The following is a 17,041-nucleotide window of genomic DNA, read 5'->3' as shown; positions in this document are numbered from 1 at the left end:
CGCCAGACCCCACCAACGCAACTGTCGCCATTTATCCGGAGCCCCCAGTGACCCACGAACCGAACGCCAACCCCAACCTCTGGAACGCAGACCTCGCCCCCACTACGGCCGCCCAGCGCACCTGGCGCTGGTACCACTTCGCCGCGCTGTGGGTCGGCATGGTGATGTGCATTCCCGCCTACACGCTGTCCGCCAGCCTCGTCGAAGGCGGCATGTCGGCCTGGCAGGCCGTTGGCACCGTGTTCCTGGCCAATGCGATCGTGCTGGTACCGATGCTGGCCATCGGCCATGCCGGCACCAAGTACGGCATCCCGTACGCCGTGCTGGCACGCGCCTCGTTCGGCACGTCCGGCGCCAAGCTGCCGGCGCTGATGCGCGCCATCGTGGCCTGCGGCTGGTACGGCATCCAGACCTGGTTCGGCGGCCAGATGATCTACACGCTGCTCGGTGTCCTGATGGGGCACGAGATCGGCGGCGACAAGATCGCGGGCCTGGGCATCAACGGCGCGCAACTGGCCTGCTTCCTGGCGTTCTGGGCGATCCAGTTCTGGTACATCGTGCACGGCATGGATTCGATCCGCAAGCTGGAGACGTACACGGCGCCGCTGAAGATCGCCATCTGCTTCGTGCTGCTGTGGTGGGTGAACGAGAAGGCCGGCGGTTTCGGCCCGCTGCTGGACCAGCCGTCCGCGTTCGCGCCGGGCGGTGCCAAGGCCGGGCAGTTCTGGACGGCGTTCTGGCCCTCGCTGACGGCGATGGTGGGCTTCTGGGCCACGCTGGCGCTGAACATCCCCGACTTCACCCGCTTCGCCCATTCGCAGAAGGACCAGATCGTGGGCCAGTCCGTCGGCCTGCCGGTGCCGATGGGATTGCTGGCGGCGCTGGCCGTCATCGTCACCTCCGCCACGGTCGTCCTGTATGGCAAGGCGATCTGGGACCCGGTCGACCTGGCCGCGCGCATGACGGGCGTGGCCGTGCTGGTGGCGCTGGTCGTGCTGCTGGTCGATACGGTCAGCGTCAACCTGGCCGCGAACCTGGTCGGTCCCGCATATGACTTCTCCGCGCTGGCGCCGAAGACGATCTCGTACCGCACCGGCGGCTTCATCACGGCCGGCATCGCGCTGGCGATGATGCCGTGGAAGCTGCTGGAGACGACGCAGGGCTACATCTTCACGTGGCTGATCGGCTACTCGGCGCTGCTGGGCCCCATCGCCGGCGTGCTGATCGTGGATTACTACTTCGTGCGCAAGACGGAGCTGCAGGTGGCGGAGCTGTACCGCGACAACGGCATCTACTCGTACCGCAACGGCTGGAACCTGGCCGCGATCGCCGCGTTCGCGGTGGGCGTGGCGCCGAACGTGCCGGGCTTCCTGAACGCCGCGTTCCCGGCCGCCTTCCCGACCGTGAGCGATCTGTTCAAGACGATCTATACGTACGCCTGGTTCGTCGGCATCGCCATTTCCGCCATCGTCTACGGTGCGCTGATGCGTGCTCCGGCGCTGGACACCGCCACGCCAGTACTGAATGGAGAAACCCGATGAGCATCCTGATTCGCGGCGGCACCGTCGTCAATGCCGACCGCGCCTTCCGTGCCGACGTGCTGTGCGACGGCGGCCGCATCGTCGCCGTGGGCGACAACCTGGAGGCGCCGGCTGGCGCACAGACCATCGACGCCGGCGGCCAGTACGTGATGCCGGGCGGGATCGACCCGCACACGCACATGAACCTGCCGTTCATGGGCACCGTCACGGCGGACGATTTCTTTACCGGCACGGCCGCCGGCCTGGCGGGCGGCACCACGACGATCATCGACTTCGTCATCCCGAATCCGCAGCAGTCCCCCCTGGAGGCCTATCACCAGTGGCGCGGCTGGGCGGCGAAGGCGGCCGGCGACTACACCTTCCACGTGGCGATCACCTGGTGGTCCGATCTCGTGCACGAGGAGATGGGCACCTTGGTGCGCGACCATGGCGTGAACAGTTTCAAGCACTTCATGGCGTACAAGAACGCCATCATGGCGGATGACGAAACGCTGGTGAAAAGCTTCCGCCGCTCGCTGGAGCTGGGCGCGATCCCCACCGTGCATGCGGAGAACGGGGAGCTGGTCTACCAGCTGCAGCAGGACCTGCTGAAGAAGGGCCTGACGGGGCCGGCGTCGCATCCGCTGTCGCGTCCACCGGCCGTGGAAGCAGAGGCGGCCAACCGGGCCATCGCCATTGCCAACGTGCTGCAAACGCCCCTGTACATCGTGCACGTGTCGTGCAAGGAGTCGCTTGATGCGATCACGCGCGCCCGCGCGATGGGCCAGCGCGTCTACGGCGAGGCACTGGCGGGGCATCTGCTGATCGACGAGAGCGTCTACCAGTCGCCCGATTTCGAATTCGCGGCGGGCCACGTGATGAGCCCACCGTTCCGCAGCAAGGAGCACCAGCGTGCGCTGTGGCAGGGCCTGCAGGGCGGGAACTTGCACACGACCGCCACCGACCACTGCACCTTCTGCGGCGAGCAGAAGGCGGCGGGGCGCGACAACTTCACGAAGATCCCGAACGGCTGCGGCGGCGTCGAGGAGCGCATGGCCGTGATCTGGGACGAAGGCGTCAACAAGGGCCTGCTGACGCCCTCCGAATTCGTGCGCATCACCTCGACCAATGCGGCGCAGATCTTCAATATCTATCCGCGCAAGGGCGTGATCCAGGCCGGCGCGGATGCGGACATCGTCGTCTGGGATCCGGCCGGCACGCGCACCATCTCGGCCAAGACGCAGCATTCGAAGGGCGGCTTCAATGTCTTCGAAGGCCGCACCGTGCAGGGCATTCCCGGTACCACCGTTGCCGCCGGCAAGGTGGTGTTCCACCGCGGCGAACTGATGGCTGTCGAGGGCGCCGGACGCCATATCGACCGCCCCGCCTTTGTCCCCGTCACCGCCTGAACAAGGAATCGATATGAACGACCTCAGTAGGGAAGAGAAAATGAGTGTATTGAACGGCCTGCGCGTGGATGGCAAGCGCCTGTGGGATGCGCTGATGGCACTGGCGCAGATCGGCGCCACGGAGAAGGGCGGCGTGAAGCGCCTGGCGCTGACGGACCTGGACCGCCAGGGCCGCGACCTCGTCGTCGGCTGGGGAAAAGCGGCCGGCATGACGGTCACCATCGACCAGATCGGCAATGTGTTCATGCGCCGCGCCGGCACGAACGACGCGCTGCCACCGGTCATGACGGGCAGCCATATCGACACGCAGCCCACCGGCGGCAAGTTCGACGGCAACTACGGCGTGCTGGCCGGCCTGGAAGTGGTGCGCACGCTGAACGACCACGGCATCCGCACGGAGGCGCCGATCGAGGTGGCGTTCTGGACCAACGAGGAAGGCTCGCGCTTCGTGCCCGTGATGATGGGCTCCGGCGTGTTCTGCGGCGCCTTCTCGCTGGAGACGGCCTACGCCGCGAAGGATGTCGATGGCAAGACGGTCGGCGAGGAACTGGAACGCATCGGGTACAAGGGCACGCAGGTGCCAGGCGATCATCCGATCGGCGCCTACTTCGAGACGCACATCGAGCAGGGCCCCGTGCTGGAAGATGCCGACAAGGTGATCGGCGTGGTACCGGCCGTGATGGGCCTGTCGTGGTACGACTGCACGGTGACCGGCATGGAAGCGCACGCGGGGCCCACGCCGATGGGCCTGCGCCGCGATGCGATGCAGGTGGCCGCGCAGATCATCCCGGAAGTGGTGGCGATCGCCAACCGCTATCCGCCGTACGGCCGCGGCACGGTCGGCATGATGCAGGTGTTCCCGAACAGCCGCAACGTGATTCCCGGCGAAGTGAAATTCTCCATCGACCTGCGCAACGTGAACGACGAGCTGCTGAACAAAATGCACGAGGAAATCTCGGCGTTCGTCGAGAACACCGCCGCGGCATCGGGGCTCTCCATCAAGCTGGAACGGGTATCGTATTACCCGCCTTGCCCGTTCCATCCCGATGTCGTGGGCGCCGTGCGCAGCGCCACCGCAAAGCTGGGCTACTCGGCGATGGACGTGGTCTCCGGCGCCGGCCACGACGCGATCTACGCCGCGCGCCTCGCCCCGTCCGGCATGATCTTCGTGCCGTGCAAGGACGGCATCAGCCACAACGAGATCGAAGACGCCCAGCCGGGCCACCTGGAGGCCGGCTGCAATGTGCTGCTGCATGCGATGCTGGAGCGGGCAAAGGTGGTTTGACGCCTGCTTTGACCGCGCAGGCCGGCGCGCCGCCATTGCGGCCTGTCCGGCCAGCGTCTCAGTCGGCCATGATCTGCCGTAGCTCTTCAGCGATCTGCTGCGCCAGCTGGTGGATGTGGAAGCCGTCCACGAAGCCGTGGTGGGCCTGGACGGAGAAGGGCAGCAGCAGCTCGCCGGGCGCGCCGTCGCGGAACTTGCCCCAGGCGAGGGACGGGATGTCCGGGCAGTCCAGCGCGGCGACCGGATGCTGGATCGAGTGGAAGTTCAGCCAGGGGATGCAGGTGATGAAAACCTGGTTCTTGGCCGCGCGCGGCGACAGCGTGCGGTAAAAGCTGTTCAGCTCCGTCATGCCGGACGCCTGTTCGCGCGCCGCCACGCCCCGTGCGACGAAGGTGCGCAGGTCGTCCGACCAGTCGAACATCGCGAAATTGAGGTCGTTGTGCTGGTTGATCACGGTGAACGACGGCACCAGCGCATCGACCCTGATCACTTCGCCCTCGAAGACGCGATAACGGAAGTTCTCGATTTTCAGCACGCTGCGCAGCACGGCGCACAGCAGCACGTGGAAGGGCGGCAGGCCCTGTTCCCTGCACCAGGGCCGGAAATCCGGCAGTTCCATCGTGAAGCACAGGTTGACGGCGGCGCTGTCCATGCCGTCGAAGAGCTGGAAGCGGTCGCGCCGCCGTTCGAAGTGTTCCATGCGATTTCCGTGTAAGTCGTGTCGATCCGGGCGCGGCATTGTCGCATGCCTTCATGCCGTGTCGTGGAAGGAGGCCAGCGCATCGACCAGTTCGCGCGCGTAGCCGGGCAGGTCGGCGTAGCCCCGCATGCACAGCAGCAGGCGGCGCTTGGCCCATGGGTCGGCCAGCTTCGCGACCTTCACGTTGGCCGCGTCGCGCGAGCGCAGCACGGCCGACTCGGGCACCACGGCCAGGCCCGCACCGCTGGCCACCATGCGGCAGACGGCGTCGAAGCTGCGCACCCGCACGCGGTAGCGCAGGCGCTTGCCGAGGCGATTGGCCTGTTCGCCGAGGAACTGCTGCAGCGCGCTGTCGCCGGCCAGGCCGATGAAATCGTGCTCCGTCGTGGCGGCGAAGGGCAGGCTGCCGTTGCGGCGCAGGCCCTTGCCGAGCGGGTGGCCGGGGCCGAGCACCAGCACCAGCCGGTCCTCGCAGAACAGGCGCGTTTCCAGGCCGCTGCTGTCCACCGAATCCGTGATGATGCCCACGTCCGCCAGGTCCTCGCGCATCGCCTGCACGATGTCGCTGGACAGGCGCTCTTCCAGGTCCACGTTCACCTGCGGGTGCGTGGCCATGAAGGCGGCCAGCGCATCGGGCAGGAATTCCGTCAGCGCCGACGTATTGCACAGCAGGCGGATGTGCCCTTTCAGACCGGAAGCATATTCGCCCAGGTCCGCGCGCATCTTCTCCATCTGCTGCGTGATCAGGCGCGCGTGGTGCAGCAGCGTGCGGCCTGCGGCGGTGGCTTCCACGCCACGGCGGCTGCGCTGCAGCAGCGGCACGCCCAGCGCATCCTCCATGCCGCGGATGCGTGCACTGGCCGAGGCCAGCGCCAGGTGGGCATGTGCGGCGCCGGCCGTGATGCTGCCGGTCTCCAGCACGCGCAGGAACAGTTTCAGGTCGGTCAGGTCAAAGCGCATGCGATCTCCAGCCTTCGGATAGCACGAAGGCTGGAGCAGTATATTCCAGATTTTCCGATGGCTGGCGGGGCGGCATACTGCGGCCATGGAAAACAATCTACTCTATATCTGCGCGGTGTTCGCCCTGGCCGGCTTCGTGAAGGGTGTGACGGGCATGGGCCTGCCGACGGTGGCCATGGCCCTGCTGGGACTGGTGATGCCGCCGCTGCAGGCCGCGGCCCTGCTGGTCGTGCCTTCGCTTTTCACGAACGTGTGGCAGATGCTGGCGCGGCGCGGCCTGTACGAAGTCTGGCTGCGCCTGCGGCCGATGCTGCTGGGCGTCTGCGGTGGCACGCTGGTCGGCGGCGCGCTGTTCGCGCAGGCCGATGGCAAGGGCTTGCTGGGCATCGCGCTGGTGCTGTATGCGCTGCTCGGCCTGTCGACGTGGCGCTGGCAGGTACGGCCCGGGCAGGAAAGCTGGCTGGGCCCCATCGTCGGTGCGGCGACCGGCCTGCTGACGGGGGCAACCGGCGTATTCGTGATCCCCGCCGTGCCTTACCTGCAGGCGCTCGGGCTGGACAAGGAGGAGCTGGTGCAGGCGATGGGGCTGTCGTTCACCGTGTCGACGCTGGCGCTGGCCGTTACGCTGACCACGCACGGCGCCTGGGAACCGGCGGCGGCCGGCATGTCCTTCGCGGCGCAGCTGCCGGCGCTGGCGGGCCTGCTGCTGGGCGAGCGGCTGCGGTTGCTCCTGAAACCGGCGCTGTTCCGGCGCTGCTTCTTCGTCACGCTGTTCGCGCTGGGCGCGCACCTGTCCTTCAGCGCTGCTTGAAGCTGCGCAGGAAGTCCAGCAGCACGGTGGCGGCGATGTCGGCATCGTCCGCCGTCATCGTCTCCAGCGGGTTGTGGCTGATGCCGCCGTTGCCGCAGCGGGTGAACAGCATGGCCACGTCCGTCAGCGCCGCCATTGCCATCGCATCGTGGCCGGCGCCGGACAGCAGGTCGAAGCGGGGCAGGCCGCTGCGCTCGACGGCATCACCCAGCTGGTCCATCAGCCATGGCGCACATGGTGCGGCGGGCGCCTGGACGATCGGGTGCAGCGCGAATTCCACGCCGCGCCTGTCGCAGAGGGCCTCGATGCCGGCCAGGACGTCCTTCACCGCATCGAGCCGCACGCCATCCTCGGCCGCGCGGATATCAAGCGACAGTTTGCAGGCGCCCGGGATCACGTTGACGGAGCCGTTCGGCACCGCCAGCTGGCCGACCGTGCCCACCAGCGACGGCACGCGGCCGCAGCGTTCCTCCACCAGCAGCACGGTCTCGGCGGCCGCCGCGGCGGCATCCTTGCGCATGTCCATCGGCGTGGTGCCGGCGTGGCTGGCGAGGCCCGTCAGTTCGACGAGATAGCGCGAGCTGCCGGCGATCGCCGTCACCACGCCCAGCGGCAGGCCGCGGCCCAGCAGCACCGGGCCCTGTTCGATGTGGACTTCGACGTAGGCGAGGATGTCTTCGGCCTTGCGGGCGATGGCGGGGATGGCCGCTTCGTCGTGGCCGGCCGCTTCGAGCGCCTGGCGCATCGTCACGCCTTCCGCATCGGCGGCATCGAGCAGGTTCATGTCGAAGCGGCCGACGACGGCATTACTGCCCAGGAAGGTACTGCGGAAGCGGACTCCCTCTTCCTCCGCGAAGCCGATCACTTCGAGGTGGAAGGGCAGTTTCTCGCCGCGCGCGCGCAGGCCGCGCACCAGGGCCAGCGGCAGCAGGATGCCGAGGCGGCCGTCGTACTTGCCGCCGTTGCGCACCGTGTCGTAGTGGGAGCCCGTGATGAGCGTCTTTGCATCGGGCGCATCGCTCGGGTAGCGGCCCACCACGTTGCCGACGGCGTCGATCGATACCTGCATGCCGGCGTCGCGCATCCAGTCCGCCAGCTGCGTGGCCGTGCGGCGGTGCGCGTTCGTCATGTAGGCGCAGGTGAGGCCATCCACGTCGTCGCTCCACTGGGCCAGGTCTTCCGCCCACTGCATGATCTGCGGACCGTAGGCGAGCTGCACGCCGAGCAGGTCGTTCAGCCGCATCTCGGCGATGCGGTGGATCTGGCGCAGGCACTCGGCCACTTCGGCACCGCGCGGATTCTTCAGGCGCCGCGCGAAGGTGGCGATGATGGCCTGGCGCGTCAGGCCCTGTCCCGTCGGGCCTTTCACGGCCAGGATGAAGGGGAAGCCGAACTTCGCGTTGTAGTCGGCATTGAGCCCCTGCAGCGTGGCGAATTCCTCGGGGCTGCACAGGTTCAGGCCGGACTTGGCCTGCTCGCTGGTCGACTCGGCCGTGAGCTGGCCGGCGATGGCCGCCTTGCCCGCCAGTTCCGGGTGCTCGCGGATCAGGCCGAGCTGCTCGTCCGCCGTGGCCGCCGTCACCACCGCCTGCAACGCCTGCTTCAGCGCCGCCACGCTGGCGAACGGCCGCTGCGGCGCTGCCCGTTCAGGTATCCACGGCGAGTGTTCGTAGATGCCGTGCAGGGCGTGCACGAAGGCGTCGGCGGGGAGGGCGTTCAGGTCGGTCAGTGTCGGCATCGCAGGGTCCTAGGTTAAGTACAAATGATAAACCGCCCATCGGGCTAACGACTCGCCTGGAACGTATAGCTCCTATGCCACCTTACTGATGAGTCTGTGTCACACCATGGGGTCAGGCGTAGTGACACGCACTCAGCATTAGGCTTCCTGAGGAATTTCTGCCACTCTAGGCAGAGCTACCTATAAATGCCTGGATCCAACTACTGTAGAGCTCGTGTCACTACGCCTGACCCTACGGTGTGACACGAGCTCGGCGGTGGCTATCTCGTGGCCAGCGCCTTCGCGGCGACAGTGACCTGGTCCCGCAGCCATTTGTGTTCCGGGCCCTGGTGCACGCGCTCGTGCCACAGCTGGTAGAAGCGCATCGGCGGGAATTTGATGGGCACCGTGAACGTCTTCAGCGGCAGGGACTTTTCGTAGAAGCGCAGGAACTGGCGACCGGTCGTCAGCACCAGGTCCGTCTGCGTGAGCATGTAGGGGATCAGGCCGAAGTAGGCCGATTCGACGGCCACGTTGCGGCGCAGGTTCTGGCGCTCCAGGAACGAGTCGATCACGCCGCCGTGGCCCTGCACGATCTGCGACGGCGCCACGTGCGGCAGCGACAGGTAATCCTCCAGCGTCATCGCATCGCTGGCGGTGCGCTTCGCATATGGCGACGCGGCGTTCATCGCGCACACGATCGGATCCTCGAACAGCTTGGAGATGTGCAGGTGCTGCGGCGGCTCGTCCCAGTTGGCGATGACGAGGTCCATGTCGCCATCGGACAGCATGCGCACGTAATCGACGCCCGGGCCCAGGCTGTGGATGACGACGCGGCTGCGCGGCGAGCCGCGCCGCAGCAGCGCCACCACGTTCGGCAGGAACTGGCTGTCCAGGTAGTCCGGCGCGGCGATGTTGAAGGTGCGCGCTTCTTCCTGCGGCACGAACGGCGTCTTCTTGACGAACAGGTTCTCCGTCTCGTCGAGGATGCGCTTGGCCGGCTTGAGCAGGCTCTCGCCATGCTGGGTGGGCACCATGCCGCGCGCGCCGCGCACCAGCAGCGGATCGCCCGTCAGTTCGCGCAGCTTGCGCAGCGAGGCGGAAATCGAGGGCTGCGGCTGGTTCAGCTTCAGCGCCACGCGCGAGACATTCTTCTCGACCAGCAGCAGGTACAGGATGCGGATCAGGTGGATATCGAGGTGTTGCGGCAGGGCGGACATGGGCGACTGTTGCTATAGCTATACGAATATGTCGAATATACGCGAATTTTCATGTCGCGTACCGCCCCGACCCTATATCTTCTATACATTGCCACTCTTCTGACCTCATTGCATGGAAGCCTTCCTCCCCTACGGCCTCGAATGGCTGAACCTTCTCGTGCGCTGGCTGCACATCATCACCGGCATCGCCTGGATCGGCGCCTCGTTCTACTTCGTCTGGCTGGACAACTCGATCCGCCCGCCGGCCCCCGGGTCGGACCTGGCGAACAAGGGCGTGATGGGCGAGCTGTGGGCCGTGCACGGCGGCGGCTTCTACAACCCGCAGAAGTACCTGGTGGCGCCCGCCGAACTGCCGAAGGAACTGCACTGGTTCAAATGGGAGGCTTATTCCACCTGGCTGTCCGGCTTCGCGCTGCTGACGATCGCCTACTACTTCAACGCGCAGGCGATGATGATCGACCGCGCCGTCGCCGATCTGACCACCTGGCAATCGGTCGGCATCGGCATAGGCTTCCTCGTCGCCGGCTGGATCGTCTACGACCTGCTGTGCCGCTCGCCGCTGGGCAAGCATGACCTGTGGTTCGGCATCGTCATCTTCCTGCTGCTGGTGGCGGCCACGTATGCGCTCACGCACCTGCTGTCCGGCCGCGCCGCCTACATCCACGTGGGCGCGATGATCGGCACGATCATGGTGGCCAACGTGGCGATGCTGATCATCCCCGGCCAGCGCAAGATGGTCGACGCGATGCGCGCCGGCGGCCGGCCGGATGCCATCCACGGCATCCGCGCCAAGCAGCGCAGCGTCCACAACAACTACTTCACGCTGCCGGTGCTGTTCATCATGATCAGCAACCACTATGCGATGACTTACCGCCACGAACACGCGTGGCTGGTGCTGGCCTTCATCATGGCGGCCGGCGTGTTCATCCGCCACTTCTTCAACCTGCGCCACAAGGGCCGCGTGGAATGGCGCTATCCGGTCATCGGCGTGGCGCTGCTGGCCCTGGTGGCGATCGCGATCGCACCGAAGCCGGTCGCCGTCGCACCTGCTGCCGCCGCGGTGCCTGACCAGTTCGCGCAAGTGAAGGCGATCATGGACCAGCGCTGCCTGTCCTGCCACTCCGCGCATCCCACGCAGCCCGGCTTCGCCACGGCGCCGGCCGGCGTGGTGTTCGATACGCCGGACCAGATCCGCCAGCACGCGCAGCAGATCCACAAGCAGGTGGTGGAGCTGAAGGCCATGCCGATCGGGAACCTCACCAATATGACGGACGACGAGCGCACCAAGGTCGCCGCGTGGCTGGCCGGTGGTGCCAAATGAGGAGCGAAATGATGTCACACAAGGATCAACTGATTGGCTGGATCGACGCCCACTTCGACGAACAGGTGGCCTTCCTGCAGCAGGTACTGCAGGTGCCCACCGATACGCCGCCCGGCAACAACGCGCCGCATGCGGACCGCGTGGCGGACATGGTGGGCGCGTATGGCTGGCGTGCCGAGAAGCACGCGGTGCCGGCGGATGTGGTGCGCGACTACGGCATGGAGAGCATCACCAACCTGGTGGTGCGCCGTCCCTATGCAGCGGGCGGGCCGACCGTGGCCCTGAACGCGCACGGCGACGTGGTGCCGCCCGGCGATGGCTGGACGCGTCCACCCTACGGCGGCGTGATCGAGGACGGTTACATCTACGGCCGCGCGGCAGCCGTGTCGAAGAGCGATTTCTCGACCTACATCTTCGCCACGCGCGCGCTCGAAGCGCTGGGCATTCCGCTGAAGGGCGGCATCGAGCTGCACTTCACGTACGACGAGGAGTTCGGCGGCCTGCTGGGCCCCGGCTGGCTGCTCGCACAGAAGATCACCAGGCCGGACCTGGTGATCGCGGCGGGCTTCGCGTACAACATCGTCACCGCGCACAACGCCTGCCTGCAGCTGGAGATCACGGTGCACGGCAAGTCGGGCCATGGCGCGATGCCGGAGACGGGCGTCGACGCGTTGCAGGCGGCCGCGAAGATCCTCAACGCGGTCTACGGCCAGCTGCCGGAACTGAAGAAGATCAAGTCGAACGTGCCGGGCATCGACTCGCCCACGATGCTGGTGGGCCGCATCGATGGCGGTACCAACACCAACGTCGTGCCGGGCAAGGTGGTGATGAAGATGGACCGCCGCATGATTCCCGAAGAGGATCCGGTGGCGGTGGAAGCGCAGGTGCGAGCGCTGATCGAGGACTCGGTGCGCGGCGAGCCGGGCATCCGCCTGGAGATCCGCCGGCTGCTGCTGTCGCATGCGCTGCGGCCCCTGCCGGGCTCCGAGCGGCTGGTAACGGCGCTGCAGCAGAATGCGCAGGCGGTGATGGGCGAAGCGATCACGGCGCAGGGCACGCCGCTGTACGCGGATGCGCGGCTGTATGGCGAGCAGGGCATTCCGGCGGTGCTGTATGGCGCCGGGCCCCGCACGGTGCCGGAGTCGAATGCGAAGAAGGCCGACGAGCGGCTGCTGCTGGAGGATCTGCGCAAGGCAACCAAGGTGGTGGCGTTGACCTTGCTGGATTTGCTGGGCGCGCCTTAGGTCGCAGGCCGGCGGACATCGGGGACAGGCACCTATTTTGGAGCAACACCGGGTGTTGCTCCAAAATAGGTGCCTGTCCCCTTCATGATGCTTCCGGTGTCTACTTCTCCGGCCGCATGAACGTGCGCATGGTGTCGTTCAGCGTTTCCATGTTCACGGGCTTGGTGAGGTGGTGGTTGAAGCCGGCGGCCATGGCACCCATGCGGTCCTTGTCCTGGCCGTAGCCGGTCAGGGCGATCAGCACGGTCTTCGCCAGCTCGGCATGGCCGCGCAGCGTGGCGGCCACTTCCACGCCGCTCATGTCCGGCAGGCCGATGTCCAGGAATACCACGTCCGGCTTCAGGCGCAGCGCGGCCTCGATGGCGCCGGCGCCGTCGTGCGCCATGTGCACTTCGTGGCCAGAGAACTGCAGCAGGGCCGCGACGATTTCGGCCGAGTCCACATTGTCGTCCACCACCAGGATGCGGTAGGTATCGGCGGGGGCCGCGGCGGGCTGCGCCACCGGCACGGCCGTGACGCCTTCGGCCGGGCAGTCGCTGGCGTCCGCCGCCGGCGAGCGGGCCAGCGTGGGCAGGCGGATCTCGAACGTGCTGCCCTGGCCAAGGCCGGGACTGGTGACGGTCACGGTGCCGCCATGCAGGTTGACCAAGGTGCGCACCAGCGACAGGCCGATGCCCAGGCCGTCCTGCACGCGGTCCGGCGCATGGCCGGCCTGCGCGAACAGGTCGAAGATCGAACCGGCCTGCTCGGCGGCGATGCCGATGCCATTGTCCGTCACGCGGATCGCGGCATCGTCTCTTTCGGTGCAGACCGACAGCGCGATGCGGCCGCCCGGCGGCGTGAACTTGGCGGCGTTGTTGAGCAGGTTGCCCACCACCTGCGTCAGGCGCACGCTGTCGCCGTCCACCCAGATCTCGTGGTCCGGCAGCTGCAGCGTGAGCGCATGCTGACGCGCGCGGATGTTCGGATCGGCCGTTTCCACGGCGCTTTTCAGCAGCGCGCACAGCTCCACTTCGGCGCGGCGCAGCGTGATCTTGCCCTGCGAGATGCGCGACACATCCAGCAGGTCGTCCACCAGCCGCACCATGTGGTCGGTCTGGCGCAGGATCACCTGGCGGGCGTTCTCCTGGGCCGGCGAGGAATGCGGGTCGAGGCTGCGCAGCAGTTCGACGGCATTGCGGATCGGGCCCAGCGGATTGCGCAGCTCGTGGGCGAGGATGGCCAGGAACTCGTCCTTGCGACGGTCCATGTCGCGCAGCTCGCGCTCCACGCGGCCCAGGCGCAGCAGTGCGCACACATTGGCCACCAGTTCTTCGGGCTCGATCGGCTCGAACAGGTAGTTGTCGGCACCGCTGTCCAGCGCGCGCACCTTGTCCGGCGAAGCCAGGTAGGAGGCGGACGTCTGCAGCACCAGCACGGGCGTGGTCAGCGGATTCTGCTTCAGGCGGCGGCACACCTCGAAGCCGTTGATGTCCGGCAGCTTGGTATCGAGCAGCACCAGGTCGGGCGATTCTTCCTGTGCCAGGCGCAGCGCTTCCGTGCCGCTGCCCGTCTCGATCACGCGCAGGCCGGCACGCTGGAGGATGCGCGTTTTCGCATAGCGTGCCGCGTCCGTGTCGTCGACGTTCAGGATCAGGGGTTCGGAAGAAGGTGCCTTCATGATGGTCTCTAGTTTATACGACAGAGGGCATGCAGCCGTTCAAGCAGCTCGTCCCGTGCGACGGGTTTGCAGAAGTAGGCGTCGGCGCCCAGCGAGAACGCCTTCTGCTGGTCCGCCACTTCGGAGGCGATGATCACCGGGACGTGCTTGCGGCGTTCGTCGCCCTTGATCTGCGCCAGCCAGCGCCAGCTGTCGCCGCCGACCAGGTACAGGTCGAGCAGCACCGCGACCGGCGCTTCCACGGCCCAGGCCTGCTCGGCTTCCCACACGCTGCGCACGATGACGGCGCGGAACGGCGTGTTGCGGAAGAAGCTGCGGTACAGCAGCTGGGTGGTGCGGTCGTCTTCCACCACCAGCACGGGCACGCCGCCCGTATCGGCCGTATCGGGCCGGAACACGTGCGGCTCCGGCATGGCATCGAAGGCCAGCGGGATCGTGGTGGAGAAGGTGGAGCCCTGGTCCGGCGTGCTGCGCAGCGTGACGGAACCGCCCAGCAGCTGCGCCAGCTTGCGGCACAGCGGCAGGCCGAGGCCGGTGCCCTTGATGCGATGCTGCAGCCGGTTCTCGACCTGCGAGAATTCCTCGAAGATGATCTGCTGGTGCTCGGGCGCGATGCCGATGCCCGTGTCTTCCACGTCGAAGCGCACCGCATCGCCGTTCGGCAGCAGGGTCGCGGTCACGCGCACATGGCCGCTCTCGGTGAACTTCAGCGCATTCGAGATGAAGTTGCGCAGGATCTGTGACAGCTTTGCCTCGTCCGTGACCATGGTGATCGGCTCGGCCGGCGCGTCGAACAGCAGTTCCACCGTGCTCGAGAGCAGCAGCGGGCGCAGCATGCCGCGCAGCGCGGAGAACATTTCGCTCACTTCGAACGGCGCGGCGCGCACGTCGATCTTGCCGGCCTCGATCTTGGCCAGGTCGAGCAGGTCGTCCACCAGCTCGGTCAGCGATTCGGCGCCCTTGGCGATGAAGCGCACCTGCTTTTCCTGCTCGGGCGACAGGTCGCCGTCGATGCGCTCCAGCAGCAGCCGCGTCAGCGCGCGGATCGACGACAGCGGCGTGCGGAACTCGTGCGTCATGTTGGACAGGAAGCGCGTCTTCATCTCGTCGGCGCGGCGCAGGTGGTCGGCCTTCTCGTCCAGCTCCGCGTACAGGGCCACCACGCCGCGGTTGGTGTCTTCCAGCTCGCGGGTCAGCTGCACCAGTTCGTCCTGGCGCGTCTTCAGCTCGGCCAGCGTGGCCAGCAGTTCCTTGTTCTGCTGCTGGACCTCGGACACGGTCACGTCCGGCGCCAGCGCGCCGAACTCGCCGCCCATCGCGCCGATCGCGGCCGGCGTCACGAGCGGGGCATCCTGCGGCAGCAGCTTCTTCAGCGTGACCGTGGTGCCGGCACCGGCTTCCGCAACGATGTCGAACTGGTCCATCAGGCGGCGCGCCCCCAGGATGCCCATGCCCATCCCGGTGGACGACTGGTAGCGGCCGGCCAGCACCATGGCCAGGTGCGGGATGCCGGGGCCCTTGTCCTCGATGCGGATCACCATCAGCTGCGGCACCGTTTCGCCTTCGATGGAGAACTCGACGCGGCCGGTGCCGGCATAGTTGTAGACGTTGCGGGCCAGTTCCGAGACGGCGGTGGCGATGCGCGCCTGGTCCTGCGTGTTGAAGCCGCACAGCGCGGCGATCTGGCGCGCGCGCTGGCGCGAGGCCACCACGTCCAGTTCCTGGCCGATGCCGAGGCTGAGGATGCGCAGCGTCATGGCCGCCAGCCCTGCTGGTCGCGCAGCACGACGACCGTCACGTCATCGCGGCCGCGGCTGAAATCGCGGTACAGCACGGCCGCGATGATGGCCGGGTGGCAGGACGCCAGGCCGGGGTAGTCGTCCAGGTGCCAGCGCGTGCCGATGCCGTCCGAGCACAGGATCATCAGCGTGTATTCGTCCCACGGCGCATCGAACTCCTGCACCTTGCGGATATTGCTGCCCACGATGCCGTTGTGCGAGACCAGCTGGCGCCGTTCCGGGCCGCTGATCAGGTGCGTGGCGATATTGCCGACGCCGGCGAAGCGCACCACGCCGGCCAGCATGTCGATGCGGGCCACGGCCACGGCGGCGCCACGCGTGGCACGGATGGCCCCGTGCATGTCTTCCAGCAGCGTGGCGGCGGGCAGGGCGGGATCGCGCGCGACGGTGGCGGCGGCCAGTTCGGAGGCCTGGGCGGCCAGGGGGCCGTGGCCCAGGCCATCGGCCACCACCACGGTGGCGCTGGTGGCATCGAGGGCCAGCGACCAGGTGTCGCCGGGAATATGCTCGCCATGCATCGGCAGGCACACGGCGCCGCAGCGCAGTGCAGGCGCGCGGCGTGCCGCCTCGGCCGGCGACAGCGCCTTCACGGCACGCGGCCACAGCGTCATCAGGATGACGGTGCCGCGGCCCGGGCTGCTGTAGATGTCGAATTCGGACGACAGGCGGCGCATGGCACCGAGGCCCACGCCATAGCTGCCGGCCGTGGAGATGCCATCGGCCAGGCTGGCGGCCAGGTTGGTGATGCCCGGGCCCTTGTCCACCGCCAGGATCTCGATGCCGTGCGCGCCGTTGTGCTGCAGGGGGCGCAGCAGGATCTCGCCATGGCCGGCGTGTTTCAGCAGGTTGGTGGCGGCCTCGGTGACGACGATCGCCACTTCGCCGGCGGCCGTTTCATCGAAGTCCAGGCTGTTGCACAGGTCCACCGCGGCGCGGCGGACCGCTGCCACCTGGCTGGCATCGCTCAGCGGGTGGCAGCTCTGGCGATGTTCCGCCGCTAGTATGGTTTCCATTTACTGATTCTGACTTTGGTGCCATTGCCTGGTGAGGATTCGATGTCGAATTCGTCCGCCAGCCGCTTGGCGCCGGACAGGCCGAGACCCATGCCGCCGCCGGTGGTGTAGCCGTCGGTGAGTGCCCGGTCGATATCGGGTATGCCGGGGCCCTGGTCGATGAAGGTCAGCTCGATGCCTTTGCGCGTGCCTTCCAGCATTTTCTGGATATGTGTGTCGCCACCGCCACCGTAGCGGAGGATGTTGCGCGCCAGTTCGCTGGCCGCCGTGATCATCTTGGTCTGCTCGATCAGCGAAAACCCCGCGGCGATCATCTGCTCGCGGACGGCCTGGCGCAGCCGCACGACATCCTCGTCGGTATGGATCGGCATCACCTGCACGT

14 protein-coding genes are annotated in these 17,041 nt (G+C 67.3%); 6 read left to right on the top strand and 8 right to left on the bottom strand.

Translation table 11 applies throughout. The features are described 5' to 3' along the window. Positions 1-47 precede the first annotated feature (47 nt). From IP91_RS17130 to IP91_RS17120, 3 genes are read left to right on the top strand one after another with little or no spacing between them, the layout of a single operon-like run. Entirely contained in the window at positions 48-1,541 is a 1,494-nt protein-coding gene (locus IP91_RS17130; protein ID WP_145650313.1) for an NCS1 family nucleobase:cation symporter-1, read from the top strand. Next, positions 1,538-2,929 (top strand): dihydropyrimidinase, encoded by a 1,392-nt coding sequence (gene hydA / locus IP91_RS17125; RefSeq protein WP_145650312.1) that lies wholly within the window; start codon positions 1,538-1,540, stop codon positions 2,927-2,929. The genes IP91_RS17130 and hydA overlap by 4 nt, the downstream gene beginning before the upstream one ends. Positions 2,930-2,942: 13 nt before the next feature. Next, positions 2,943-4,214 carry a Zn-dependent hydrolase gene (locus IP91_RS17120; RefSeq protein WP_307724425.1) on the top strand — a complete coding sequence of 424 codons (1,272 nt, stop codon included), beginning with the start codon at positions 2,943-2,945 and terminating at the stop codon, positions 4,212-4,214. 58 nt (positions 4,215-4,272) lie between these two features. Here IP91_RS17120 and IP91_RS17115 read toward each other — a convergent pair whose 3' ends face one another. Together IP91_RS17115 and IP91_RS17110 are read right to left on the bottom strand one after the other, a co-directional pair. Next, positions 4,273-4,914, bottom strand: coding sequence for a CatA-like O-acetyltransferase (locus IP91_RS17115; protein WP_145650311.1), 642 nt, complete (start codon positions 4,912-4,914; stop codon positions 4,273-4,275). A 51-nt stretch (positions 4,915-4,965) separates the two neighbouring features. Continuing rightward, positions 4,966-5,874, bottom strand: coding sequence for a LysR substrate-binding domain-containing protein (locus tag IP91_RS17110; protein WP_145650310.1), 909 nt, complete (start codon positions 5,872-5,874; stop codon positions 4,966-4,968). A gap of 85 nt (positions 5,875-5,959) precedes the next feature. Here IP91_RS17110 and IP91_RS17105 point away from each other — a divergent pair, with 85 nt between their 5' ends. Next, complete coding sequence (locus IP91_RS17105) at positions 5,960-6,685, top strand: sulfite exporter TauE/SafE family protein (protein WP_145650309.1); 726 nt, start codon at positions 5,960-5,962, stop codon at positions 6,683-6,685. Here the strand turns inward: IP91_RS17105 and IP91_RS17100 are convergent. Together IP91_RS17100 and IP91_RS17095 are read right to left on the bottom strand one after the other, a co-directional pair. Beyond that, the gene (locus tag IP91_RS17100; RefSeq protein ID WP_145650308.1) at positions 6,672-8,423 is read right to left on the bottom strand and encodes an allantoate amidohydrolase; all 1,752 of its coding nucleotides are present in this window, start codon (positions 8,421-8,423) and stop codon (positions 6,672-6,674) included. The two genes, IP91_RS17105 and IP91_RS17100, sit on opposite strands and share 14 nt — an antisense overlap. A gap of 260 nt (positions 8,424-8,683) precedes the next feature. Continuing rightward, positions 8,684-9,622 carry a LysR substrate-binding domain-containing protein gene (locus tag IP91_RS17095; protein WP_145650307.1) on the bottom strand — a complete coding sequence of 313 codons (939 nt, stop codon included), beginning with the start codon at positions 9,620-9,622 and terminating at the stop codon, positions 8,684-8,686. Between the two features lie 112 nt (positions 9,623-9,734). Here IP91_RS17095 and IP91_RS17090 point away from each other — a divergent pair, with 112 nt between their 5' ends. Together IP91_RS17090 and IP91_RS17085 are read left to right on the top strand one after the other, a co-directional pair. Further along, positions 9,735-10,943, top strand: a complete 1,209-nt coding sequence (locus tag IP91_RS17090; protein WP_145650306.1) for a urate hydroxylase PuuD — start codon at positions 9,735-9,737, stop codon at positions 10,941-10,943. Between the two features lie 8 nt (positions 10,944-10,951). Then, a complete protein-coding gene (locus IP91_RS17085; protein ID WP_145650305.1) occupies positions 10,952-12,187 on the top strand; it encodes a M20/M25/M40 family metallo-hydrolase in 1,236 nt (411 codons plus the stop codon). 100 nt (positions 12,188-12,287) lie between these two features. Here the strand turns inward: IP91_RS17085 and IP91_RS17080 are convergent, their stop codons facing one another. The 4 genes from IP91_RS17080 to IP91_RS17065 are packed head-to-tail and all read right to left on the bottom strand — an operon-like array spanning position 12,288 to position 17,030. Continuing rightward, positions 12,288-13,847 (bottom strand): ATP-binding response regulator, encoded by a 1,560-nt coding sequence (locus tag IP91_RS17080; protein WP_145650304.1) that lies wholly within the window; start codon positions 13,845-13,847, stop codon positions 12,288-12,290. Between the two features lie 8 nt (positions 13,848-13,855). Then, on the bottom strand, positions 13,856-15,604 hold the full coding sequence (locus IP91_RS17075; protein ID WP_145650303.1) for an ATP-binding protein: 1,749 nt from the start codon (positions 15,602-15,604) through the stop codon (positions 13,856-13,858). Then, the gene (locus tag IP91_RS17070; protein WP_145650302.1) at positions 15,601-16,659 is read right to left on the bottom strand and encodes an ATP-binding SpoIIE family protein phosphatase; all 1,059 of its coding nucleotides are present in this window, start codon (positions 16,657-16,659) and stop codon (positions 15,601-15,603) included. The genes IP91_RS17075 and IP91_RS17070 overlap by 4 nt, the downstream gene beginning before the upstream one ends. Further along, on the bottom strand, positions 16,644-17,030 hold the full coding sequence (locus IP91_RS17065) for an anti-sigma regulatory factor (RefSeq protein ID WP_145650574.1): 387 nt from the start codon (positions 17,028-17,030) through the stop codon (positions 16,644-16,646). Before IP91_RS17065 ends, IP91_RS17070 begins: the two co-directional genes overlap by 16 nt. Positions 17,031-17,041 lie beyond the last annotated feature (11 nt).

This window comes from Pseudoduganella lurida, from assembly GCF_007830455.1.
GTDB lineage: Bacteria > Pseudomonadota > Gammaproteobacteria > Burkholderiales > Burkholderiaceae_D > Rugamonas > Rugamonas lurida.
Note: the sequence above shows the minus strand (reverse complement) of the source record. Positions and strands in the feature narration are given on the sequence as shown.

Excerpts from the sequence above, each read along its gene's own strand:
- hydA (WP_145650312.1), top strand. The coding sequence starts at position 1,538 with ATGAGCATCCTGATTCGCGGCGGCACCGTCGTCAATGCCGACCGCGCC.
- IP91_RS17120 (WP_307724425.1), top strand. The coding sequence starts at position 2,943 with ATGAACGACCTCAGTAGGGAAGAGAAAATGAGTGTATTGAACGGCCTG.
- IP91_RS17115 (WP_145650311.1), bottom strand. The coding sequence starts at position 4,914 with ATGGAACACTTCGAACGGCGGCGCGACCGCTTCCAGCTCTTCGACGGC.
- IP91_RS17110 (WP_145650310.1), bottom strand. The coding sequence starts at position 5,874 with ATGCGCTTTGACCTGACCGACCTGAAACTGTTCCTGCGCGTGCTGGAG.
- IP91_RS17105 (WP_145650309.1), top strand. The coding sequence starts at position 5,960 with ATGGAAAACAATCTACTCTATATCTGCGCGGTGTTCGCCCTGGCCGGC.
- IP91_RS17100 (WP_145650308.1), bottom strand. The coding sequence starts at position 8,423 with ATGCCGACACTGACCGACCTGAACGCCCTCCCCGCCGACGCCTTCGTG.
- IP91_RS17095 (WP_145650307.1), bottom strand. The coding sequence starts at position 9,622 with ATGTCCGCCCTGCCGCAACACCTCGATATCCACCTGATCCGCATCCTG.
- IP91_RS17090 (WP_145650306.1), top strand. The coding sequence starts at position 9,735 with ATGGAAGCCTTCCTCCCCTACGGCCTCGAATGGCTGAACCTTCTCGTG.
- IP91_RS17085 (WP_145650305.1), top strand. The coding sequence starts at position 10,952 with ATGATGTCACACAAGGATCAACTGATTGGCTGGATCGACGCCCACTTC.
- IP91_RS17080 (WP_145650304.1), bottom strand. The coding sequence starts at position 13,847 with ATGAAGGCACCTTCTTCCGAACCCCTGATCCTGAACGTCGACGACACG.
- IP91_RS17075 (WP_145650303.1), bottom strand. The coding sequence starts at position 15,604 with ATGACGCTGCGCATCCTCAGCCTCGGCATCGGCCAGGAACTGGACGTG.
- IP91_RS17070 (WP_145650302.1), bottom strand. The coding sequence starts at position 16,659 with ATGGAAACCATACTAGCGGCGGAACATCGCCAGAGCTGCCACCCGCTG.
- IP91_RS17065 (WP_145650574.1), bottom strand. The coding sequence starts at position 17,030 with ATGCCGATCCATACCGACGAGGATGTCGTGCGGCTGCGCCAGGCCGTC.